The organism is Exiguobacterium artemiae 255-15, assembly GCF_000019905.1.
GTDB lineage: Bacteria > Bacillota > Bacilli > Exiguobacteriales > Exiguobacteriaceae > Exiguobacterium_A > Exiguobacterium_A artemiae.
Map to the genome: position 1 here is coordinate 617,701 of NC_010556.1, position 22,910 is coordinate 640,610.

Sequence of the window (22,910 nt, forward strand, 5' to 3'; positions counted from 1 at the left end):
GATGCTGGAATGGTTATTCTCAGCCGGAGAGTCGAATCTCTGGCTGTTTTTAGGAATTATGATTCTTGGACTCGGGACGGAATTAATTCCGGCTGAAGTCGGTTTGCCGTTACTCGGTCTGTATGTTTCAAACGGAACGATCAGTTGGACGGCAGCTGTCCTAATCGGTTTCATCGGCAGTCTGATGGGCGCGACGCTATTTTACTTTCTCGGTCGTTACGCCGGACGTCCGATTTTGGTTCGCTACGGAAAATGGTTGATGATCAAGGAACGGGAAATCATTCAGGGAGAACGAATCGTATCGAAATACGGTTCATGGTCTGCCTTGTTCGGTCGTTTCTTCCCGGTCGTCCGTTCGGTCGTCTCGATTCCGTGTGGTCTGTTTAACTTGTCGTTCAAACGATACGTCCTCGCCTCGAGCATTGGTTTGTTCCCGGTTTCGTTTTTTTATGTTTGGCTGGGAGAGAAGTTTGGGGTGGAACGGGCAGAGTCCATGCTGAAGGGGCTTGAACAGGAATTATGGTGGATTCTCGGCATCATTGTCGTTGGAATCATCGGCTACATCATGTATCGCCGCTTGAAATCGAAGCGTTAAGAATACAAAAAGGGACTGACTATTTAAGTCAGCCCTTTTTTCATGGAGTTTTAGGGAATAAAAATCGTTTGAGCGTTTTAATCCGGTGTTTCGGAGTTAATAGAAGCAACTGATCCCGACCTTCAAAAAGCGTGTCTCCACGAGGTGTCACGATTTGGTCGTCCCGGATGATTGCCGTGATTAAAAATTCCTGCGGAAGATCAATATCCATGATGGCTTTCCCGACGAATGGATGGGAATTCGGAATCGTCAATTCGATGATTTCCGCATTCGGTTTCCCAATCGACATGAACTCGATAACCGTTTGAATGGCGGAAGAACCCGTGTCGTTCAAATGAAGGCGATCGGCGAGGAACGTCAGCATGCTCCCTTGAATTAACGTCGATAACAGAACGGTGAAAAAGACGATATTAAAAATCATTCCGGCGTTGTCGATGCCGGCGACAAGCGGATACGTCGCAAGAATGATCGGAACTGCTCCTTTTAAACCGGCGAAGGAAACAAACACTTTTTCCTGCCAAGAATATTTAAAGGGAAGCAGACTGAGCCAGACCGACACCGGGCGGGCGATGAAGATTAAAATCAATGCAAGGGCAATCGAGGATAGAATCACCTGCGGATCAAGCAACTGCTTCGGGAAGACGAGTAATCCGAGCACGATAAACATCCCGATTTGGGCCAAGTGCGCCATACTCATCGTAAAACGGACAAGCGTCTGACGGTAAACCAATTCATGATTGCTGATGTAGATGGCGGTCACATAGACGGCTAAGAAACCACTGGCATGAATCGTATCGGCAATACCGAACGAAAGAAAGGCGAACGACATTAAAAGAATCGGATAAAAGCTCGAGGAACTGAGATCAATCCGGTTAAGTAGTGTCGAAGCAATCCAGCCGATGAACAGACCGAGCAGTAGACCGATCACCATTTCCCAGACTAACGAAGTTAAGCCGGAAACGAGTGAAGCCTCTTTTGGATTCGTCACGAATTCCAGGAAGAAGACTGTCAAAAAAACAGCCATCGGATCATTGGTCCCGGATTCGAGTTCTAACGTTGAACCGACTTTTCGCCGGACGGATTGCCCGCTGAGTACTGAAAAAATCGCGGCAGCATCCGTTGATCCGACAATGGCACCAAGGAGAAAAGCATTAGCCCAGCTGAAGCCGAGAATGTAGTGGGACGCCACGGCAACGATTGTCGTCGCAATGAAGACACCAAACGTGGCAAGTGACAGAGAGGGTGAGAGTTCGGTCTTAACTTCTTTCCAAGCCGTTTGAAGACCTCCCTCGAATAAGATGATGATCAGCGCCACCGTACCGAGTAACTGTGCCAGCTCGGCATCATCAAACCGGATGAATCCGGTAATGTCACTGCCGGCAATCATGCCAAGGGCAATGAAAATCAGGAGAGCCGGAATATTGAGACGACTCGACAATTTCGTCGTCCAGACTGCTGTAAACAACAATAAGCCAATTAATAAAATCGTGAACTGTAGGGACATTGCATCAGACTCCTTCATGGAATATCATAACTACTTTCATCATACACTAATCCCGAGTTTTTTTGTCGGATAACGATTGTTCAATATTTTCCACCGCACCGGACAAAATTATCCGTTTTTATTGCAAGCGTTTTCATTTATTGTAAAAGCGTAGCACGAGTATCAACTCGAAAATCAGGGAGGTATCCGAATGCGTAAACGTAAATGGGCAGCACTACCAGTTATGACGACCGCAATGGTCGTAGCACTTGCAGCATGTGGTGGCGGTGGAACACTCAATAGTGATGACTCAAAGGACAGTGGCTCTTCTAAGGACGGGAAGACCCTCAACGTATTCCAATTTAAAGCTGAAATCGCAAAAGACATGGAAAAGATGGCAAAGGCGTATGAAAAAGAAACGGGCGTAAAAGTCGTCGTTCAAACAGTCGGCGGCGGATCGGATTATGGCGCCGCCTTGAAATCTCAGTTTGCTTCGGGTAACGAACCGGATGTTTTCAACAACGGTGGATTTACAGAAGCGAAAACATGGCAAGATAAGCTGGAAGATCTTTCGGATGAAAAGTGGGTCAGTGATTTAACAGACCTATCAAAAGAACCGATGACAATTGACGGGAAACTGTATGGTATGCCGATGAACTTGGAAGGTTACGGTTTCATTTACAACAAAGAAATCTTCAAGAAAGCCGGTATTACAGAGTTGCCGAAAACGTTAACAGAATTAACAGAAGCGTCCAAGAAGCTGAAAGCGGACGGCGTGACACCATTCTCGATCGGATACGGCGAGTGGTGGATTCTTGGAAATCACTTGATGAATATCCCGATGGCCCAACAGGATGATCCGGATCAGTTCATCGCCGATCTGAATTCCGGCAAAGGGAAGTTCGAAGACAATAAACAATTTAAAGAGTTCATGAATCTGTTTGATTTAACGATCGAGTACGGAAACAAAAATCCGTTGACGACAGATTACAATACACAAGTTTCACAGTTTGCTGAAGGAAAAACAGCAATGATCCAACAAGGAAACTGGGCGCAACAATTGATTACGGATGTCAATCCGGATATCGAGATGGGCTTCATTCCGATGCCGATCAATGATGACAAAGAAAAAATGGATCGACTTCCGGTCGGCGTACCGAATAACTGGGTCGTCAACAAAAACTCGAAAAATAAAGAAGAAGGTAAAAAGTTCCTCGAGTGGATGGCGACATCTGATACAGGAAAAGATTATATGGTCAACAAATTCAAGTTTATCCCGGCGTTCAAATCAATCGAAGCAGCCGATCTTGGACCACTTGCTGACGATATCATCAAGTACTCTAAAGAAGATAAAACCATCTCATGGAACTGGTTTAAATATCCGGACGGTGCTGTCAACGAATTTGGTGCCATCATGCAGGCATACGTAGGAAAACAAAAAACATCAGAAGAGATGTTACAAGACTTTACGAAGACTTGGCAAAAAATGAAGAAATAATAAAAAACGTGTTGTTTCCAATAAATGGAATCAACACGTTTTTTTATTATTTAATGTAAGAAAAACAATTGAATGAAGAAGAGAACAGCGAACAGATAAATCAAAAAGTGAACGCGTTGCTTTTGGACAGCTTTCATAATCGGATAGATGATGAATCCGAAGGCGATCCCTGTTGCGATACTGCCGGACAGCGGCATGATGATGATGATCATGAACGCTGTAAAGGCTTCGCTGAAATCTTCCCACTGGATTTGTTTAATATTTTGAAGCATCAAGGCACCGACCAGGAGTAATGCAGGTGCTGTAATAGCAGGAACACTTGAAATCGATTGAACGATTGGACCGAACACTGCCGAGAGCGCAAATAAGATGCCGACCGTGACGGATGTCAATCCGGTTCGTCCACCGGCTGCGACACCGGAAGCAGATTCGACGTAAGCCGTCGTTGGACTGGTTCCAAACATCGATCCGACAATCATTGCCGTTGAATCAGACAACAGAGCACGTTCGCTGTTCTTAAGAGAACCGTCTTCTTCGATCAGTCCGGCCTGTTCGCCGACTGCGACCATTGTTCCGGTCGTATCAAACATCGTGACGAGGACAAACGAAAGGACACCACTGAATAGACCATATTGAATGACGTCTTGAACCGCAGAGAGCGGATTCGCGACAAGAATTCCTTCCGGTAAAGTCGGCAAAGCAATCAAGGTTTTTGAGAACGTCAATTCACCTGTTAAGAAAGCGAGTACTCCGGACAGGACCATCGCATACAATAGACCACCCGGAACACGTTTCACCGTCAGAATGGCGGCTACGAGTAATCCGACCAGCGTAATCAGGGCTTCCGGTGACGTCAAAGAGCCGATTGTAATCAAGGTAGCCGGATCGGCCACAAGAATACCGGACATCTTTAAACCGAGGGAAGCAATGAATAAACCGATTCCTCCGGTGATAGCTAACTTAATCGTAGTTGGAATGACTTCGATTAATTTCGTCCGTAAAGGAGACAAGGATAACAAAAGGAAGATGATTCCGGCGACAAAAACGACGGATAAAGCTGTTTGGTAAGGAATTTTTTCGCCGATGACGAGCGTATAAGTGAAATAAGCGTTTAAGCCCATTCCCGGTGCCACCGCAATCGGCAGGTTGGCATAAAAGCCCATCAACAATGTCCCGATCAAAGTAGCGACGATCGTTGCCGAGAAAGCTTGATCCTGCGGAATGCCTGCTTCCGATAAAATAGTCGGGTTGACGAAAAGAATATAGGCCATCGTGATGAACGTAATAAAACCAGCTTGAATTTCACGTTTGACCGTTGTATCGTGTGCTGAAAGTTTAAACATGAGTCAAAGACCACCTTAATCTCAAAAGTTTGTTAAAAACGAACATTAACGATGTTATATCAATATTCATTCGGAATCAAGTATTGTTTTTCGGTTAATCTAAATTGGAGTAAATGACAACGGGTATAAACAAATAAAAGACATACATGTAAGCGGATACAGCTATGCTATACTACTTATTAGAAGAAAAAGGATGGAGGAGACGGCGATGAAGAGCATCCGAACACGTTTGATCCGACTTGTCGTCTTAGCAATTCTGATTCCGACGACGCTTGCTACATCAGCTTCTTATCTCTATGTGCGCCACCAGAACATCGAGCAGGCGGAACGTTCGAGCTTGAGCGGTTTGAAAAGAGGAAGCAACCAAATCAGTCATTATATGGAAGATGTAAGACGGTTGCCGACAAGTTTGTATGCCAATCGCTCCTTACTCAATATTATGAACGTCGGCGCAGATGCCGAGCTCAGTGAATCGGAAGGTGTGATTTCACGGGCGTTGCTCGGACTTTTTTTATCAAGACAAGACATTGAGCAGCTTCATTTTGTCATCTTAAAAGGAAATTCGGAGTACTCGGTCTATAACATGAAAACATCAAGCCGGGGAAAGTTTGATTGGCTGCAGGAGACCGATTATTTTCGTTTGATGAAACAAAAAAACGGATGGCTGATTGATCCGGCACATCAGATTGCCGCCTATAATACACATACGATGATTTTGGATGAGAAAGAAATCGTCAGCTTCCGTTACCGGATCAATCGGGTGGAAACGGATGAACCGCTCGGTTTTCTTTCAGTCGACATTCCGACGAGTGTCTTTGAACAACAATTGAAGCTGTTCGAAAATTTTCCCGGTGAATCGCTTTGGTTGTTGAATGGAAACCAACTGATTGCGAAAACAGGCAAAGAACTTCCGGTCACGAATGACCGATTGACGGGCAAGAGTGGGAGCATGCGCGTCGGAGACTCCTTTATCGTGTATGCCAAAACGACAACACAAGGAGTTCCCATTACACTGATCAAGACGACCCCATATGCATCGGTCGTCAAAGGTGCCAATGAAACAGCGCTGATTTTAATTTTGATCGGAATCGGCTCGTTAGTCTTGATGATTATCGCGGCCAGTCTTGCAGCCCTTAAAATCACGAAGCCGATCAAACAGCTGACAGCAAACGTTTGGCGTGTCGAACAGGGTGATTTATCGGCACAATTCGTTGCGACGACCAACGATGAGATTGGGTTGCTGAATCGGCAATTCCAGCGGATGATTCAACGAATCGACCGGCTGATCAAACGGGAATACCGTCTGGCACTTGAAAACCGGACAAACGAATTGCGGGCTTTACAATCTCAATTAAATCCTCATTTCTTGTTTAATGCCTTGCAATCGATCGGAACGACTACATTACAGGGTGACCGGAAAATCGCATATCGTTCGATTACAGGATTGTCGCAGATGATGCGTTATTCCATGAATAATGAACAGACGATTGTCACGCTGAAGCAGGAAGTCGATCATCTTCAATCCTACATGCGTCTTCAGCAGCAACGTTTTCCGGATCGGTTCCGTTATATCGTCGATGTGCCGTGGCACATGAATTCGATTGAGATCCCGAAAATGATTTTACAACCCTTTGCTGAAAATTATTTTAAGCATGCGTTTAATCAACAGGCAGATGCGACGGAAAATTACCTCGCCTATAAAGTCAGAAGCGATGGTGACCAACTCATCATTCAAGTCGAAAACAGCGGTTCAGTCATGGAAGCAGCAAAACTAGAAAGTATTGATCAAACGATGCGGATGCACCGCCGACCGGAAGACCGTCAAACGTCCGGGATCGGTCTTCACAACATCTACGAACGTCTATTAATCTTTTATGGAGAAGAAGCCAGCATGATCCTGCAGTCTCCGGCTGAAGGTGGTTTTAGAATCGTCATTCGAATTCCCGTTGAACAGGAGGAACTATGATGAATGTATTGATCGTAGACGACGAAAAACATGTGCGCGACGCGGTGAAATTGCTTGGAGAATGGGATACCTGGCAGATTGGTAATATCTTTGAAGCGGATGACGGGGTCACTGCCAAACGTTTCTTGGAACAGGAAAAAATCGATTTGATGTTGACGGATGTCGAAATGCCCGGACTCGACGGACTAAGTTTACTCGAATGGACAAAAAATCATCATCCAAAGGTCGTCACGATTGTATTGACAGGGTATGATGATTATACGTATATGCGTCGGGCGATTTTGCACCAATCGTTTGATTACTTACTTAAGCCGATTGATCCTGATATTTTGAATGATGCTCTCGGGCGCGCGATGGAATTGATCGGTCCTGTTCAAGAACAAGGCGAAGCGATTGATCAAATTGCAAAATACATTTCGACACATTATGCGGAAGAACTAACGCTTCAACTCATGAGTGAACGCTTTTATCTAAGTCGAGAATACATTTCAAGACGATTCAAACAGCGTTTTTCCGTTAATCTATCGGATTATATTCAAACCATCCGTTTAAATCGGGCAAAAGAATTGCTGGGTGAGACGGATGCCCGGATTTACGAGATTGCGCTTGAAGTCGGATACCATGATGATAAATATTTTCGGAAAGTCTTTAAAAAGCAATTCGGAATGACTCCGAATGAGTTCCGAGAGTTGTTGTCGGTTTAGTCACTATTTAGAGGAGGAATCGTACATGAGCGTACACATTAACGCAGCAGAAGGTCAGATTGCAGAAACCGTATTACTTCCAGGAGATCCACTTCGTGCAAAATATATTGCCGATACATTTTTAGAGGATGTCGTTCTTTATAACGAAGTCCGCGGAATGTATGGATTTACAGGAACGTATAAAGGTAAAAAAGTTTCGGTCCAAGGAACTGGTATGGGCGTTCCTTCGATGTCGATTTACGCCAATGAACTCGTTCAATCATACGGCGCAAAAAACCTGATTCGTGTCGGTACTGCCGGCGGAATTACACCGGACGTCAAAGTTCGCGACGTCGTCATCGCCATGAGTGCATCACACGATATGGCACAAAACCGCGTCCGCTTCAACGGACTCGATTACGCGCCGACAGCATCGTTTGACTTATTGCACAAAGCGTATATGACAGCGAAAGAGCACGGAATCGACGCAAAAGTGGGTCAAATCTTTACGACAGATCAATTTTATCAAGATGATTTCCACCATTTCAAAAAATGGGCGGACTTCGGTTGCCTCGCAATCGAGATGGAAGCGGCAGGCCTCTACACACTTGCGGCCAAACATAAAGTCAACGCCTTGACGATCTTGACGATTTCCGATCACTTGTTGACGGGTGAAGAGACAACAGCAGAAGAACGTCAAACGACGTTTAACGACATGATGAAAGTCGCACTTGAAACAGCAATCCAACTGTAAACGAAAGGCGGAGAAAAGACTCTCCGCTTTTTTTTATTTGCCCTGACAGCTATGGTAGAATGAGAAGGTAGAAATGAATGAGCTCACAAGGGGGATTTAAGGATGGGATTGACGACAACGGGATTGGATGTAGCACGCCAGATTGAAGTACAACGGGGTTTCTTTAAGACAGGCGCGACACGAAGCATTGCTTTTCGTTTAAGTATGTTGACGTTCTTGAAACAAGCAATTGAAACACATGAAGAAGCCATTTACGATGCCTTGAAAGTCGACTTGAATAAAGGACGTCAAGACGCGTTTACGACAGAAATCGGTTTTGTCTACGGCGAAATCAATCGGATGGAAAAACAATTGCGCCGTCTTGCAAAACCACGGCGAGTCAAAACGCCGTTGTTGCATTTCGGATCAAAAAGCGAAATCCGTTTTGAGCCTTACGGAAACGTGCTCGTCATCGCACCTTGGAATTACCCTTTCCAACTGGCCCTTGCCCCTGTCGTAGGTGCGATTGCAGCTGGGAATACCGTTGTTCTAAAACCTTCGGAATTGACACCAAACGTCTCGCGTGTGTTGCGGGAAGTGTTTGAGACGGCGTTTCATGAGCGTTTTGGTGTCGTGATCGAAGGCGACGCGGAAGTAAGTACAGCTGTGTTGGAAGAGAAGTTTGATTATATCTTCTTTACCGGCTCGACTCGTGTCGGTAAAATCGTTCATCAAGCAGCTGCCAAACATTTGACGCCGGTCACGCTTGAACTGGGCGGCAAGTCTCCGACGATTATCCACAAGGATGCAGATTTAAGACTCGCGGCCAAACGGATTGCCTGGGGAAAATGGTTAAATGCCGGGCAAACATGTATCGCTCCGGACTATGTTTTTGTTCATCGGGACGTCCAGGAAACATTTCTTCGTTTGATTGAAGAAGAGGCGTTCTCCCAGTATGGCAATGGAGTCGGCGTGGGGTCCTATGTCAAAATCGTTTCGGACGGTCACTTGGAACGATTGACAGGATATCTCGAGCAAGGAAACATCGAATTCGGCGGACAAGTCGATCCGGAAACAAGAAAAATGGCTCCGACCGTTATGACGAACGTTCCTCTTGATTCGAAATTGATGCAGGAAGAAATCTTTGGTCCGATTTTACCGGTGCTCGTATATGACGAAATCGAAGATGTCATCACCTTTGTCACGGATCGTGACAAACCGTTGGCCCTTTATCTGTTTACAGAAAATGAATTCGTGAAGGAACGTGTCTTGAACCGGATTTCCTTTGGCGGCGGATGCGTGAACGATACACTCATGCATGTCGCACAGCATAATTTACCGTTTGGCGGTGTCGGTGCCAGTGGAATCGGCGGATATCACGGCAAATACAGTTTCGAAACGTTCAGCCATCGAAAAGGGCTGGTGCACAATACGACGAAGTTTGATTTACCATTCCGTTATATGCGTTCAAATACTGATTCCAAATGGATGCGCTTTTTGTTATGATGGTTGAGGTTTGATTTATATGAAATTCTATAAAAGTAAATTTTTTGTTAAATTAAGGGGTATAAGTTTTGAAACGTCAATTACGTCAGTGGATGATTAAGAGAACGAAGCTGGTCGAAACGGGATTGCATCTCGTGATGCGGGTATTTGCGTGTTTACCGGTTCATCCAAATCGTTTCCTGTTTGAAAGCTTTTTAGGGAAACAATACAGTGACAATCCACGTTCGATCTACGAAGCGCTGAAAAAAGACCATCCGGAATATGAATTGATCTTCAGTAAAGATCGACACCGTGTCTTCGATGATCCAAGTGTTCGGACCGTTAATCGGATGACGATTCGTTGGATTTATCTGCTCGCCACGTCGCGGGTCTGGGTTTCGAACAGCAGGCTTCCTTCCTGGTTGTTCAAACGTAAAGGGACCATCTACTTACAAACGTGGCACGGGACGCCGCTTAAAAAACTGGCGCTCGACATGGATGATGTACAGATGGCCGATACGACGACCGAACGCTACAAGCGGGACTTTGCACGTGAAGCATCCAAATGGGATCTGTTGATTTCACCGAATGCTTATTCGAGTCGGATTTTTCGACGGGCATTTGATTTTTCCGGTGAATTGCTCGAAATCGGTTATCCGCGGAATGATTTGTTTTACGAGACGAAACGGCATCCGGAAATACGCGAACGGGTCTATTCCCGTTACAACATCGACCGGACGAAGAAAATCATTTTGTATGCGCCGACATGGCGAGACAATGAGTACGTGGCGAAAGGGTCTTATTCCTTTAAGCTGCCGTTTTCGCTGGAGCAGTTTGAGAAACAATTTGGTACTGAATATACGTTATTGATCCGGATGCATTATTTGGTAGCGGATCAAGTCGATACGGCGGGTTATCCTTCTGTCCGTAATGCTTCGGATTATCCGGATATTTCAGAACTGTACATTGCGGCAGATGCCATGGTCACGGATTATTCATCCGTCATGTTTGACTATGCCCATCTGAAACGACCAATGATTTTTTACACGTATGACTTAGAACACTACCGGGATCAACTGCGCGGATTTTATTTTGACTTTGAGCAGGAAGCCCCGGGTCCGCTTGTTTTACAGCAATCACGGCTATTTGAAGAGATTGACCGGTTGCACGAATGGAGCGATCGATACGGTCCGGCATTTGACGCATTTGAAAAGAAATTTTGCCAGTGGGATGACGGAACCGCGTCTGTACAAGCCTATCAACGTCTGTTACAACCTGTCAGCAATCAGCATAAAGGAGAATCATCATGAAAAAAGTCATCACGTACGGCACATTTGATTTACTGCACTGGGGACATATCAACATCCTCAAACGGGCAAAGGAAATGGGCGATTATTTAGTAGTTGCGATTTCTACGGACGAGTTCAATCGCTTAAAACACAAAGAGTCATATCACAGTTTCGAAAACCGCAAATTGATTTTGGAATCGATTCGCTACGTGGACGAAGTCATTGCCGAAAATAACTGGGATCAAAAAATCACGGATGTACAAGAGCACCAAATCGATACATTCGTCATGGGTGACGACTGGGCCGGCGAATTCGACTTCTTGAAAGAATATTGTGAAGTCGTTTACCTTAGCCGGACGGAAGGCATTTCGACAAGCCAGATTAAAACGGAGTTAGGAAAAGGTTGATGAAAAAAGACCACACCTCGCGTGCGGTCTTTCTTCATGGAAAGGGGGGAGTAACGTGAGGGAGAGTATCGTGCAAATCTATTTGCTGCTTTTTCGGATTTTCTATCGAATCTTCTGCTTGTTACCTCTGAGACCGGTAACGCTCTTTTGGGTCACTTACGGTGATAACGTGAAACCGATTAATGATGCGCTCCTCACGGAATTCCCGAAAGAGAAAAGGTATCTGGTGTATGATAAAAAATTTGTGAAAAATCCGGAAGCCTGGTCGGCAGAATATGCTTTGCCTTACCGCAGACTGCGTTTTATTCGACTGGCTTATCTTCTCGCGACATCGAAACACCTATTCATCGATAACTATATCGGTGAATACAGTGTCGCTCCGATCCGTCAGGGGACAAAACGGATTCAGTTATGGCATGCTGCAGGAACGCTAAAAAAATTCGGACTGACGTCATCGAGGAGTTTGATGGTGCCGAAACATGTCCTGCGACGTTTCAAACGGGTGTATCAACGTTATGGGGATTTCATCGTACCTGGAGAAGCATGTGCGAAACAATTCATGGCACCGCACGATCTTCACCGGACAGTTTTTAAAACATTGGGTGTTCCCCGGACGGATTATTGGTTTAACGAGCAACATCAGACCGTAAAAAAACAACTTTCCGACATCTATGTCAAACCGAAGCGGCGTATTCTATTATATGCACCGACTTACCGGGAATATAATGGGATGGAAGGACAGACGGTTCGTCAACTCGAACAATTGACTGATCAAGGATGGACGATTCTCGTCAAATTACATCCGACGGTCCGTTCCATGTTCACGCATCAAAAAGCGCATGTCCATTTCGTGACAGATGAATATTCAATCAATGATTACTTACTAATTACCGACGTATTGGTAACCGATTATTCCTCGATTCCTTTTGAAAGTTGTCTGCTCGGTGTTCCGACCGTTCTGTATACACCGGACATCGACACGTATCGGCAAATTCCCGGTATCATCGATTCCTATCCGGATCCGTTACCGGTCACTTGCACCGATCAGTTTGAGATCATGTTGAACTGGATTAATTCGGATGTATCATTGCAGGAAAGTCGAATGGCGATGGAACAATTCAAAACGATCTGGTATACGGAACAACCTGGTCAAGCAACGCGCCGGATTGTCGATCATTATTATCGAAAAGTACGCTGAAGCTAAAAATGACCTCCGTTTTTAAACAAACAGAGGTCATTTTTTTATCTATCTTTTTTTGTGAAAAAGTGAACAATGTTTGACAATCTTTTGAAAAAACGTTTTTTTGAACTGTGATGTTTTATACTAAGGACAGAAGGAATCAGGAAAGGAGAATGCGAAATGCTTGCTTGCGGAACGACTGAAGCCAATACGTTTGTCTTATCGGCAGAAACACGAATGATACTGGAAGACTTCATGACAGAGGTGACGTTTAAAAAGGATTCCATCGTTTGTTGGGAAGGTGAGTTAAACGATAAGTTGTTTTACGTGAAGCAGGGTGGTGTCAAACTATCGAAACTGACGAAAAAAGGCAGTCCTTTAATGATGTTTTTATACTTTAAAGGAGATTTGTTCGGTGAGTTTGATGTCGGTGAAGCATTTCCCAGTTCTTATAGCATTGAAACGATGGAAGACAGTATACTGGGTGTCATTTCGAAAAGTAAGCTTGAGGAATTGATGAAGCAGGATGGTGTGTTTGCCTTGGAAATCATGCGCTGGCAAGCCTTGATGCGGAAGCAGTCCGAAACGAAATTGCGTGACTTGTTATTGTTTGGGAAACAAGGGGCACTGGCTTCGACCTTACTTCGTTTGATTGCCATGCATGGGAAACAAGTCGGGGAAGATTACGTCATATCCAAACGACCGTCCGACAGCGAACTCGGTCAGTTGATCGGGGCACCACGTGAAACGGTCAATCGTATGTTTTCCCAGTGGAAAAAAGACAAGGTCATTTCATCGACGACAACCAAAATCATCGTCCATGATGCGAACTATTTAAGAGATTTGTGTCATTGTGAAGGATGCCCGGTAGGGGTGTGTCGGATTTAATAAATGAACAGAGGGACTGAGTCAGTCTCTCCGACAAAAAGGGTGGCAGATGACAATTCTGCCGCCTTTTTTCGTTTACACAGGAATCACTCTTTTGACGCGACTCTTACAGGATAGAGCGGAAAAGAACGGGTGATTCCTGTTTGAGTCGATTCCTTTTTCGTTTCTGCACTAATATGTGAACTTTATGTGTGTTTTTAGAAGAGAAAGCGCGAAATCGTCACAAATGGTGTGACATTTATCACGTTCTAGATGGATCTGTCTTTTCTAGAATAAAGACAAGACATCAAGTTGAAATGAGAAGGGAGCCGGACATTATGAGCAGTAAACCAGAGCCGAATTTATCAGGAACGATCGTCGCCGTCTTTATTGTTGCTTCAGTCATCATCGGGATGTGGGGATCGATTTTTCTATTATTTAGTTCGAGATAAGGAGGAAAGACAATGCACATTCATCGTTTGGAGAAAATTTGGTTGGTGTTTGGCTGTGTGATGTTAGCCGTTTTTTTAGTCATCATCGGTATTTCTGCTTTCGCCTCCGGCAATCAACCACCGTCCGATGCTACGTTGATTGATCCGACTCAAGTGGATCAGACCAAACCATTTGATAAACCGGGCTTAAAAAAAATTGACGACAACCGCTATGAAGCGGTCATGGTATCACAAGCATTTCAGTTTACTCCGCAGGACATGGTCATCAAAAAAGGAGCGACAGTGGATTTTCTCGTGACATCAAAAGATGTCGTTCACGGCTTTGAAATCGTCAAGACGAACGTCAATATGATGGTCGTACCCGGTCATATCAATTCGATTGAATACACCTTTAAAAAAGCCGGAGACTATTTGATTGTCTGTAATGAATATTGCGGAAGCGGTCATCATATGATGTCAACAAAAATTAAGGTGGTGGAGTAAATGAATGCCATTTCCAAGAAGTTAAAGGAGTTTGAGATGGAGCGTGGTCTTCCCGCTACAGCCATTGGATTGAAGGAAGCTAAACTGGCCTTTGCCCATGTCAGCTTTTCGCTGGTGGCGTTGCTGATCGGTGGATTGTGCGGGTTGTTGCAAACCCTCGTCCGGACAGGTGTCATCCCGGAAATTGCAGGCATCGGTTATTACGAATTGTTGACTGCTCACGGATTAATGCTGGCGATTGTGTTTACGACCTTATTTATTTTCGGATTATTATTTTCCTTTTTAGGACAATCGTTTGGTCGTTTTGAGGAATTCCCAAGACGTCTCGGTTGGGTCGGCTTTTGGTTCATGATGCTGGGTGTTGTCCTTGTCACATGGATGGTCCTTGCAGGAGAAGCTTCGGTTTTATATACCTTTTATGCACCGTTAAAAGCACACCCGGTGTTCTATATCGGACTCGTCATCTTCGTTGTCGGGACGTGGATCTCTTCAGGTGCGATGTTCCGGATGTACGCGGATTATAAACGGGAGCATAAAGGTGTCCATCCGCCGCTGCAGGCCTACATGAGTATCATGACAGTGTTATTGTGGGTGGTTGCGACACTCGGTGTCGCTGCAACGATTCTATTTCAGCTGTTACCGTTGTCACTCGGTTGGACAGACAAAGTCGGAATTGAGTTGTCCCGGACACTCTTTTGGTACTTCGGGCATCCGCTAGTGTATTTTTGGCTGCTGCCAGCGTATATCGTCTGGTATACCGTCATTCCGAAAATCGTCGGCGGAAAGGTTTTTTCTGATGCCTTGGCCCGGATGTCCTTTTTACTATTCTTATTGTTTTCTTTCCCGGTAGGATTTCATCATCAATTGCTGGAGCCGGGTATCTCGGCCTTTTGGAAATACATTCAGGTTGTTCTCACATTTTTGGTCATCATTCCGTCACTCATGACAGCATTCTCGATGTTTGCGACGTTTGAACTGGCGGGGCGCCGACAGGGTGCAAGCGGATTATTCGGGTGGATCAAGAAAATGCCGTATCGGGACGTTCGCTTTTTAGCGCCGTTCATCGGGATGTTATTTTTCATTCCGGCCGGAGCCGGCGGGGTCATCAATGCGTCCCATCAATTAAACATCGTCGTCCATAACACACTGTGGGTGACAGGACATTTTCATATCACAGTCGGAGCGGCCGTTGCACTGACGTTTTTTGGAACGGCCTACTGGCTGGTGCCGTTGCTCAGAGGACGGACGTTGACGAAACAAATCAATCGGATCGGACTGGTTCAAACGATGTTATGGACGATTGGTATGCTGTTTATGTCGACAGCGATGCACATCTCAGGACTACTCGGTAACCCGAGACGGACCGGTCCTGCGGCTTACTTTAAGGATTCTCTTGTCGCCGACTGGATTCCTTATCATGTGGCGATGGCGATCGGCGGAACGATTTTATTCCTGTCGATTCTGCTGTTCTTATTTGCGATGTTCCAGCTCGCTTTCCGGGCACCGAAAGGGACAGAAGAGTTTCCTGTCGCTGAAACAGAAGAAGCGGCAATGCAGACGCCGCTGTTCTTCGAGAATTGGAAACTTTGGATTTTCGTGACGTTTGCGTTAATTGCGTTTGCCTATACGGTTCCGATTTGGCATATGATTGAAAATGCGCCGCCGGGTGCGCCGGGCTGGAAACTCTGGTGACCCAACTAAAAACAACAAATGACCGGGTTCCTCTTGTGATACAGGAGGAACCCGGTCATTTTTATCGAGTATAAGAGCACTGTTAAGTATAAAAAATATTAAAGATCACTTGACGATATTGTGTTTAAAGGCATAAACGACAGCTTGCGTCCGGTCGACGACGTCGAGCTTCGACAGGATGTTCGACACGTGGGTTTTGACGGTCTTCAAAGAGATGAACAGCTCATCGGCAATTTCCTGGTTCGCCATGCCGCGTGCCATCAGTTGCAAGACTTCCTGTTCGCGTTCCGTCAAATCATCATGCAGATGACTGGTCGGTTTCCGTAATCGTTCCATCATCTTGCCGGTGACCTGAGCCGCCATGACGGATTGACCGTCTGCTGTTTTACGGATCGCTTCCGCAATTTCAAAGGCACTTGCTGTTTTTAAGACGTAACTCATGGCACCGGCTTCGATGACCGGATAGACTTTTTCATCATCCAAGAAGCTTGTGACGACTAAGATCTTGGCTTCCGGCCATTCTTTTCGAATCAACCGTGTTCCTTCGACCCCGTCCACCGGTTCCATAACTAAATCCATTAAAACGACATCCGGACGATGTTTCAGCGCAAGCTCGGCACCTGCTTGTCCATCCGATGCTTCTGCGACGACCTCGATATCCGGTTGAGTGGACAAAAAGGCAGAAACACCCGCACGGACCATTTCGTGATCATCGACTAATAACACTCGTATCATACTTGCACCATCCGATCTTTTCTTAATTTTACTTCAATTTGTGTTCCTTGTCCCGGAACACTGACAAGGCGGATTGTTCCGCCCATCTCAGCCGTTCGTTCCCGCATTGAGTTGATGCCGTAAGAAGCCAGTTTTTTCTCGTCGACGACGAAGCCGACACCGTCATCATTCATGCTTAAGATGACCGTATCATTAAATTGACGCAACTCGATGTCCATATGTGACGCTTTTGCATGGCGCAACGCGTTGGTCAAACCTTCTTGAACAATCCGGAACAATTCGTTTTCAATCGGGCGGGGCAGTTCAATGACTTCAAGCTTCCAGCTGAGTTCGGTTGACTGCTTTCTCGATAATTCTTCCAGCAATTGAGTCAGACCTTGCTGAAGGGTCATCCCTTCCAGTTCTACCGGGCGCAGCTGCAACAATAAAGAACGCATTTCTGACTGTGCCGTCTGGGCCATCGTTTCGACCAAATCGATTTGTTTGGCTGCTGTTTCCGGTTGCGTCAGAATCGTCTGTTTGGCTGCAGTCGTCATCATCGAGATGGCATACAGTTGCTGGGAGACGGAATCGTGTAAATCACGGGCAAGGCGCTTGCGTTCTTCTGTAATGGCCTGAACACGGACTTGTTCGATATGTTGCGGACGGGTACTGATTTTTTGAACGGTTTCAACCTGTTCATCAATTCGTTTCCCGATGCGTGACAGACGTGTCAGCGTATGGAAATAGGGACCGTTGACAATCGTCACTTCTTTTCCCTGCTCCAGTTCAATAATGGCCGTAGTGACTCTCTTGAAATCACGCCGTAAAAAGAAATAATGGATACTGCCAACTGCCAGGGGCAGCAGAAGCGATAAGCCGATGACCAGCAGGAAAACAGGAAAGTCTTGTTGACGGACGAAAAGTACATGCCAATTGACTTGGCGTGTACTTAAAAATAATAACGTCGTCATCACGGCCGTCAAAAAACCGGTCATCACCTGAAGTGCGATGACACCAAGCGGAAATTGATCGCGTTTCATATCGAGGTCACCTCCACATTCCCGATGCCGAGCATGACATGAATCCGGACTTTCCGGACAGCCTCGTCATATTCGGGGGCCCGGTATTGGATCCGGCGGTTGAAGAAAGTAGGAATACGACGGACATCGGTTTTGACACTCCCGAAACCGATCGATGTGTCGAGCGTGTAGTCATAACCGGAAGGCAATAAAATCCGGACATCGCCGACGACACCGCTGACGACGATCAGCGTCTCACCTTCCGGAACATACGCATGCGTCAAGTCGATTTCAAGATCACGGACGATGAACTGTTCGCTTAAATCCTTTAAGACATACGGAAGTTCTTGTTGGGTCGCAAACGAATAGGCCGGCTGGATCTTGATCCCTTCCTCTTCATAAAGACTCGGGGAAATTTTTGAGAAAAAGAATTCCCGGACAGAATGGCGTGTCACGAGAATGATTCCGAGATACAGCAGGATGCCGGCGATGACGAAGCCGATTGCTGCTGAACTAAGAACGACACCGGCTAAGATGATTGTACCGACGATATAAAACAGGATGGCCAGTTTTTCATGATTTCTTTTTCGGAAATGAATACCGACATAGTACAGGAGGAAGGGGAAGAGAACCCCGAATAATACATTCCCCGCGCCTGTCATCAAATCATAGAATAGTCCGAGAGCAAACAGGATCGACACGTAGCCGACTAGTTGTTTTGTACTTAATCGTCGCACGGGCAATCTCCTTCCTGACATGACAAAGGGAGGCAAGAATGCCTCCTTCGTCCAAATACTTATTTTTGGAATCGACGTTCGAGATCGGCGATCCGCGCATCGATATCATCTTCTGCGATCGGAGCTTCCTCTTCATTCGATTCAGGTTCTTCTGTTGTGAATGGATGTTGTTCTTGTTTAATAGTAGCATTTGGTTCGCGTTCTAGCACCTGGTTCATCTTTGATTTTAAATTTGATACGTTTTCCCGCATCATCCATTCATACCGTTTGTTTTGCAAGTCTTCAAGCTTCAGTTTCAATTCCAGTGCTTCCCGTTCGAGCTGATTCAATTCACGTTTCGTTTCAACGATCAGTTCTTCAAAGAAACGGAATTGTTCCCCGTAATGTTTCGACTCGATGGCAGCCCGTTCTGCCAGTTCCTGTTCGCCTGCTTCTTTGGCGATTTCGACCTGTGCAAAACGTTTGTCCGCAAGTTCCTTCGCTTCATCCTGCTTTTGTGTTAATTCGGCGAGTAATGTCCGTTGACGTTCGAGTAAACGGTCGATTTCTTTTAAATCTGATTCGGTTGTCCGGATGTGACGGACGAGCTTTTTAGCGGGTGCTTCCCCTTGATCCGCTGCTTTCTTGACTTCTGTCATCATCTGATTCGCAAATTCGTTTAATTGATCAAATACATTTTTCATCAAAAATTCCTCCTTGGATGTTGAATCTACGTAATATGTTTAAATAACACGGAATGACTCAGTAACGGTTTTTATCGAGATCTTTCCAGTCAGCTTCAAAGTGTGCCGATGAGGTCTTGCGACGACGGGCGAACAGTTGGTTTAAATCGACCCGTTGCATTTTCATACGCATGTATCCGATGTAAAGTGCCAGTGCGGCGGCGATTCCTAAAACGGCCCAAATGTTCGATAAGGCAAAACCGATGCCGATTGCTGCGAGCAGTCCAAATCCGATTTTCGCAAAAACATTTGAGGTTTGGATAAACTTACTGATGGCATAAAAAGCGAGCAGTGCACCGAGCCCGAGTCCGATCATATGCGGTAATGTACCGATGACGACAGCGAGAAGGGCGAGACCGGCAAGTGCCATCAAGACCTGTTTCCCTTTTGATTGCTTCATGATGAAGCCTCCTTTTTCTTGATATTCTTATCTTAAGGGAAGAAGAGAAGAGGCACGACGCCCTTCGGACCGGAATCGTCTCCGACTTGAGGCGGAGTAGGGAAGTCTGACCTTAACGATTCTGCTAGGTCGGTAAAATGAGATATGGTAAAATACGGCGATAAGAAACGAGAGGAGTGGTGTTTTTATGTATGCAATCAGCCACATGAAAGAAAACCATATCGGAACACAGGGAGGGGTTTCCCTCCCTTAAATCAGAGGAGGAAACCATTTGAACGAATGGGGTAAAGTACCGGCGTATGAGACCGGAACAAATGAACAGTTAGGCCGTGTAACGGCAGTCTTTCAAAAACAGTACCGTGTGATGACGACTGACGGGGAAACGCTAAGTGAATTATCCGGAAAGCTGCGGTTTGAAGCGTTAACGAAAGCTGAACTGCCGGCCGTCGGGGACTGGGTGATTCAGAGCGGACGAGAAGCCGGTAAGGGACGAATCGAACGTGTTTTGCCGCGGAGTACGCAATTTTCCAGAAAAGCAGCCGGAACGGAAACCGAGGAACAGGTGATTTGCGCGAATGTCGATATTGCATTACTCGTCATGGCATTCGGGCACGATTTTAACGTTCGTCGCCTGGAACGCTATTTGACGGTCGCATGGGAAGCAGGCGCCACACCCGTGATCGTCTTAACGAAAAAGAGTCTGACAGCGTCCGCTGACGAATTCCTGTCCGAGGTGGAGGCAGTTGCCTTTGGGACACCGTATTTTGCTGTCGACTCGCTGACCGGAGAAGGATTAGATGATTTACGTGAAGCATTGCGACCAAACGAGACGATTGTTCTCGTCGGATCATCCGGTGTCGGGAAGTCAACGCTCGTCAATGCGTTGGCGGAAGAACAGTTGATGGAAACGGGCGGTGTCCGCGAAGATGATGAACGGGGCCGGCATACGACGACACACCGGGAGCTGAAACGGTTGTCGAGCGGATTGTTACTCGTTGATACACCGGGGATGCGGGAACTTGGACTATGGGACGGAACGGACGGATTGACGTCCACCTTCTCGGATATCGAGGAGCTGGCGGAATCCTGCCGTTTCCGGGATTGTCAGCATGGCGAAGAACCGGGCTGTGCCGTCCAAGCGGCGCTGACAGAAGGCACGCTGTCACATGAACGGTGGGGCAGCTTCCTGAAACTGAAGCACGAAGTTGCCTATGCAGAACGAAAGCAAAACGCAGTTCTTCAGGCGGAGGAAAAAGAAAAGTGGAAGAAGATTCACAAACAGGCACAGGCACGGACGAAATTAAAATATCAAAAGCGATGATGGAATGTAGTAATGAAACGAACGACGCCTTTCTGATAAATCAGAGAGGCGTCGTTCGTTTCATTGAATCAGCTGTTAATCAAAATAAATTGTTCCCGTCAAATCATCAAGACGCTTTAAATCGTGTTGAATGGCTTGAATGTCACTGGGCTGCTGTTCCCGCAATGGTTTCGTACCGATCGGATGAACGCTCGCATCCCCATCTAAAGTAATAGTCCGGTTCGAAAGACGATTATTAAAATAACGATCATGCGAAACAAATAACAGTTCACCCGGAAAGACGTCAAGGGCGGCTTCAATTTGTTCACGGGTCGTCAAATCAAGATAGTTGGTCGGTTCATCCAAAATCAACAAACGGGCACCGGAAAAGTAAAGTCGTAAGAAAGCAATCCGGCATCGCTCTCCCATGCTGGCTTCAGCAATCGGTTTATACACCTGATCCCGGCGAAACAGAAAACACGCAAGCAGCGTCCGGGCATCGGTTTCGGAAATCGTCGTCTCCTGTAGTAACGCATCGAGCAGGGAACCGGAAACCGGTAAATTGGAAAGAGCCTGTGAAAAGTAGCCGACTGTCAGCGCGGGATGGCGCGTGATTGTTCCTTCCATCGGATCGAGCTCCCCTTGAATCAGCCGGAGCAGGGTCGTCTTGCCGGATCCGTTCCGGCCGATGACAGCAATCCGGTCGCCTTGTTGCATGGAAAAGGTCAGTTTTTTAAATAGCGTCCGACCGTCATACGAAAAAGCGACTTTGTCTAATGTAAACAGTTGTTTGGCGGCAAAGGATGCTGCTTCGAATGCCACATGAACGGAGGCTGGATGTTCCGGTTTGGCGACCCGGTGATCGATTGTCTGTTCGAGTTGTTTTTCTTTTGCCTTAAATTTCTTGGCTTGTTTCGCTGCTTTTTTCTTGGCGTAAGGATCCCGTTCGCTGGCGTGAGCAACAGCCTGTTGATGCCAGTTTTGATACTGGGTGATCATCCGTTTGAGTTCCTTCCGTGTTTTTTCCTGCTTTTCATACTCGCGTTCCTGGGTCAGGCGTTCCTGTTCTTTTTGCTGACGATATGCTTGATAATTACCTTTGTAGCGTGTCGCTTGATGCGGTGTCAGTTCGATGACAGCATCGGCTGTTGCATCGATGAAAGCCCGCTCATGCGAGACATACAAAATAGTGATCGCTGTCTGATTGATCCAGTTGATCAACCAATCAAGCGTCTCCGAATCCAAATGATTGGTCGGTTCATCGAGCAGAATGAAATCGGGTTGCTTGACCAACAGACAGGCCAGCTGAATCCGGGTCTGTTCACCGCCGCTGAGTGTGTCAAACGAATGAAGCCAGACATGTTCAGGTAACTGGACTTCTTTTAAAGCCCGTGCCGCATCCGCCTCAAGAGAAAACGCATCGAGATCGAGTGCCGTTTGGTAGATTTCAAGTGAAGAGGCATGCAGCGCCGCTTCCCGCGCCTGATACCGGAGTCGGTCGGCTTGTTCGACGAGCCGGATGGCAGGTGCACTTGAGGTGAGATGCTGGGCGACGTGACCGATCGTCGTGTAGCCGCGGAAGATGTTTCCCTCCGTCGGTTGAAGCTGTTTTAAAATCAGCTGGAAGAGTGTCGTTTTACCGACACCATTGGCACCGACTAAAGCAACATGTTCACCGGGACGGATCGAAAATGAAATGTGTTGAAACAGCGTCTGCTCTGGAAGATCAAAGCGGACATCATGAATGGATAAGATTTCAGCAGGCATAGGTTCAGCTCCTTTGGGGTTCATTTCAAATTGTGATGAAATGAAAACACACCATCCGAAAGCGAGCGGATGGTGTGCAGGAGTGCAAATCA

General features: G+C 46.3%; 21 protein-coding genes. 13 read left to right on the forward strand and 8 right to left on the reverse strand.

Going from position 1 to position 22,910, the window contains the following annotated elements; genetic code table 11:
- The first annotated feature begins 1 nt into the window (after position 1).
- Positions 2 to 595, forward strand: a complete 594-nt coding sequence (locus EXIG_RS03170) for a DedA family protein (protein ID WP_012369489.1) — start codon at positions 2 to 4, stop codon at positions 593 to 595.
- A 40-nt stretch (positions 596 to 635) separates the two neighbouring features.
- Here the strand turns inward: EXIG_RS03170 and EXIG_RS03175 are convergent, their stop codons facing one another.
- Positions 636 to 2,099, reverse strand: a complete 1,464-nt coding sequence (locus EXIG_RS03175) for a potassium/proton antiporter (protein WP_012369490.1) — start codon at positions 2,097 to 2,099, stop codon at positions 636 to 638.
- A 190-nt stretch (positions 2,100 to 2,289) separates the two neighbouring features.
- Here EXIG_RS03175 and EXIG_RS03180 point away from each other — a divergent pair, with 190 nt between their 5' ends.
- Complete coding sequence (locus tag EXIG_RS03180; protein WP_012369491.1) at positions 2,290 to 3,576, forward strand: ABC transporter substrate-binding protein; 1,287 nt, start codon at positions 2,290 to 2,292, stop codon at positions 3,574 to 3,576.
- 50 nt (positions 3,577 to 3,626) lie between these two features.
- Here the strand turns inward: EXIG_RS03180 and EXIG_RS03185 are convergent, their stop codons facing one another.
- The gene (locus tag EXIG_RS03185; RefSeq protein WP_012369492.1) at positions 3,627 to 4,919 is read right to left on the reverse strand and encodes an NCS2 family permease; all 1,293 of its coding nucleotides are present in this window, start codon (positions 4,917 to 4,919) and stop codon (positions 3,627 to 3,629) included.
- A 208-nt stretch (positions 4,920 to 5,127) separates the two neighbouring features.
- Here EXIG_RS03185 and EXIG_RS03190 point away from each other — a divergent pair, with 208 nt between their 5' ends.
- From EXIG_RS03190 to EXIG_RS03235, 10 genes are all read left to right on the forward strand, one after another.
- Positions 5,128 to 6,885: a sensor histidine kinase gene (locus EXIG_RS03190; protein WP_012369493.1), complete on the forward strand. Its 1,758-nt coding sequence runs from the start codon at positions 5,128 to 5,130 to the stop codon at positions 6,883 to 6,885.
- Positions 6,885 to 7,589 carry a response regulator transcription factor gene (locus EXIG_RS03195; RefSeq protein ID WP_012369494.1) on the forward strand — a complete coding sequence of 235 codons (705 nt, stop codon included), beginning with the start codon at positions 6,885 to 6,887 and terminating at the stop codon, positions 7,587 to 7,589. The genes EXIG_RS03190 and EXIG_RS03195 overlap by 1 nt, the downstream gene beginning before the upstream one ends.
- Before the next feature lie 25 nt (positions 7,590 to 7,614).
- On the forward strand, positions 7,615 to 8,322 hold the full coding sequence (deoD, locus tag EXIG_RS03200) for a purine-nucleoside phosphorylase (RefSeq protein WP_012369495.1): 708 nt from the start codon (positions 7,615 to 7,617) through the stop codon (positions 8,320 to 8,322).
- Positions 8,323 to 8,424: 102 nt separating this feature from the next.
- Complete coding sequence (locus EXIG_RS03205) at positions 8,425 to 9,807, forward strand: aldehyde dehydrogenase (protein ID WP_012369496.1); 1,383 nt, start codon at positions 8,425 to 8,427, stop codon at positions 9,805 to 9,807.
- A 68-nt stretch (positions 9,808 to 9,875) separates the two neighbouring features.
- Positions 9,876 to 11,096, forward strand: a complete 1,221-nt coding sequence (locus tag EXIG_RS03210; protein ID WP_012369497.1) for a CDP-glycerol glycerophosphotransferase family protein — start codon at positions 9,876 to 9,878, stop codon at positions 11,094 to 11,096.
- A complete protein-coding gene (tagD, locus tag EXIG_RS03215) occupies positions 11,093 to 11,482 on the forward strand; it encodes a glycerol-3-phosphate cytidylyltransferase (RefSeq protein WP_012369498.1) in 390 nt (129 codons plus the stop codon). The genes EXIG_RS03210 and tagD overlap by 4 nt, the downstream gene beginning before the upstream one ends.
- Before the next feature lie 70 nt (positions 11,483 to 11,552).
- Positions 11,553 to 12,680 (forward strand): CDP-glycerol glycerophosphotransferase family protein, encoded by a 1,128-nt coding sequence (locus EXIG_RS03220; RefSeq protein WP_234944604.1) that lies wholly within the window; start codon positions 11,553 to 11,555, stop codon positions 12,678 to 12,680.
- 162 nt (positions 12,681 to 12,842) lie between these two features.
- A complete protein-coding gene (locus tag EXIG_RS03225) occupies positions 12,843 to 13,550 on the forward strand; it encodes a Crp/Fnr family transcriptional regulator (RefSeq protein ID WP_012369500.1) in 708 nt (235 codons plus the stop codon).
- 443 nt (positions 13,551 to 13,993) lie between these two features.
- Positions 13,994 to 14,464: a cytochrome c oxidase subunit II gene (locus EXIG_RS03230; protein WP_012369502.1), complete on the forward strand. Its 471-nt coding sequence runs from the start codon at positions 13,994 to 13,996 to the stop codon at positions 14,462 to 14,464.
- Positions 14,465 to 16,156, forward strand: a complete 1,692-nt coding sequence (locus EXIG_RS03235; RefSeq protein WP_012369503.1) for a b(o/a)3-type cytochrome-c oxidase subunit 1 — start codon at positions 14,465 to 14,467, stop codon at positions 16,154 to 16,156.
- 105 nt (positions 16,157 to 16,261) lie between these two features.
- Here EXIG_RS03235 and EXIG_RS03240 read toward each other — a convergent pair whose 3' ends face one another.
- The 5 genes from EXIG_RS03240 to EXIG_RS03260 are packed head-to-tail and all read right to left on the reverse strand — an operon-like array spanning position 16,262 to position 19,751.
- A complete protein-coding gene (locus EXIG_RS03240; protein ID WP_012369504.1) occupies positions 16,262 to 16,891 on the reverse strand; it encodes a response regulator transcription factor in 630 nt (209 codons plus the stop codon).
- Complete coding sequence (locus tag EXIG_RS03245; protein ID WP_012369505.1) at positions 16,888 to 17,913, reverse strand: sensor histidine kinase; 1,026 nt, start codon at positions 17,911 to 17,913, stop codon at positions 16,888 to 16,890. Before EXIG_RS03245 ends, EXIG_RS03240 begins: the two co-directional genes overlap by 4 nt.
- A complete protein-coding gene (liaF, locus tag EXIG_RS03250; RefSeq protein WP_012369506.1) occupies positions 17,910 to 18,629 on the reverse strand; it encodes a cell wall-active antibiotics response protein LiaF in 720 nt (239 codons plus the stop codon). Before liaF ends, EXIG_RS03245 begins: the two co-directional genes overlap by 4 nt.
- Positions 18,630 to 18,688: 59 nt before the next feature.
- Complete coding sequence (locus EXIG_RS03255; RefSeq protein WP_012369507.1) at positions 18,689 to 19,312, reverse strand: PspA/IM30 family protein; 624 nt, start codon at positions 19,310 to 19,312, stop codon at positions 18,689 to 18,691.
- Positions 19,313 to 19,370: 58 nt separating this feature from the next.
- A complete protein-coding gene (locus tag EXIG_RS03260; protein ID WP_012369508.1) occupies positions 19,371 to 19,751 on the reverse strand; it encodes a lmo0954 family membrane protein in 381 nt (126 codons plus the stop codon).
- 271 nt (positions 19,752 to 20,022) lie between these two features.
- On the opposite strand from EXIG_RS03260, the gene rsgA reads away from it, so the two are divergent.
- Entirely contained in the window at positions 20,023 to 21,072 is a 1,050-nt protein-coding gene (gene rsgA, locus EXIG_RS03265; protein ID WP_012369509.1) for a ribosome small subunit-dependent GTPase A, read from the forward strand.
- Positions 21,073 to 21,147: 75 nt separating this feature from the next.
- Here the strand turns inward: rsgA and abc-f are convergent, their stop codons facing one another.
- Complete coding sequence (gene abc-f, locus EXIG_RS03270) at positions 21,148 to 22,818, reverse strand: ribosomal protection-like ABC-F family protein (protein ID WP_012369510.1); 1,671 nt, start codon at positions 22,816 to 22,818, stop codon at positions 21,148 to 21,150.
- Between the last annotated feature and the right edge of the window lie 92 nt (positions 22,819 to 22,910).

Excerpts from the sequence above, each read along its gene's own strand:
- EXIG_RS03180 (WP_012369491.1), top strand. The coding sequence starts at position 2,290 with ATGCGTAAACGTAAATGGGCAGCACTACCAGTTATGACGACCGCAATG.
- EXIG_RS03205 (WP_012369496.1), top strand. The coding sequence starts at position 8,425 with ATGGGATTGACGACAACGGGATTGGATGTAGCACGCCAGATTGAAGTA.
- deoD (WP_012369495.1), top strand. The coding sequence starts at position 7,615 with ATGAGCGTACACATTAACGCAGCAGAAGGTCAGATTGCAGAAACCGTA.
- EXIG_RS03195 (WP_012369494.1), top strand. The coding sequence starts at position 6,885 with ATGAATGTATTGATCGTAGACGACGAAAAACATGTGCGCGACGCGGTG.
- EXIG_RS03225 (WP_012369500.1), top strand. The coding sequence starts at position 12,843 with ATGCTTGCTTGCGGAACGACTGAAGCCAATACGTTTGTCTTATCGGCA.
- tagD (WP_012369498.1), top strand. The coding sequence starts at position 11,093 with ATGAAAAAAGTCATCACGTACGGCACATTTGATTTACTGCACTGGGGA.
- EXIG_RS03190 (WP_012369493.1), top strand. The coding sequence starts at position 5,128 with ATGAAGAGCATCCGAACACGTTTGATCCGACTTGTCGTCTTAGCAATT.
- EXIG_RS03245 (WP_012369505.1), bottom strand. The coding sequence starts at position 17,913 with ATGAAACGCGATCAATTTCCGCTTGGTGTCATCGCACTTCAGGTGATG.
- EXIG_RS03230 (WP_012369502.1), top strand. The coding sequence starts at position 13,994 with ATGCACATTCATCGTTTGGAGAAAATTTGGTTGGTGTTTGGCTGTGTG.
- EXIG_RS03240 (WP_012369504.1), bottom strand. The coding sequence starts at position 16,891 with ATGATACGAGTGTTATTAGTCGATGATCACGAAATGGTCCGTGCGGGT.
- EXIG_RS03175 (WP_012369490.1), bottom strand. The coding sequence starts at position 2,099 with ATGTCCCTACAGTTCACGATTTTATTAATTGGCTTATTGTTGTTTACA.
- EXIG_RS03235 (WP_012369503.1), top strand. The coding sequence starts at position 14,465 with ATGAATGCCATTTCCAAGAAGTTAAAGGAGTTTGAGATGGAGCGTGGT.
- EXIG_RS03185 (WP_012369492.1), bottom strand. The coding sequence starts at position 4,919 with ATGTTTAAACTTTCAGCACACGATACAACGGTCAAACGTGAAATTCAA.
- EXIG_RS03170 (WP_012369489.1), top strand. The coding sequence starts at position 2 with ATGCTGGAATGGTTATTCTCAGCCGGAGAGTCGAATCTCTGGCTGTTT.
- abc-f (WP_012369510.1), bottom strand. The coding sequence starts at position 22,818 with ATGCCTGCTGAAATCTTATCCATTCATGATGTCCGCTTTGATCTTCCA.
- EXIG_RS03255 (WP_012369507.1), bottom strand. The coding sequence starts at position 19,312 with ATGAAAAATGTATTTGATCAATTAAACGAATTTGCGAATCAGATGATG.
- EXIG_RS03260 (WP_012369508.1), bottom strand. The coding sequence starts at position 19,751 with ATGAAGCAATCAAAAGGGAAACAGGTCTTGATGGCACTTGCCGGTCTC.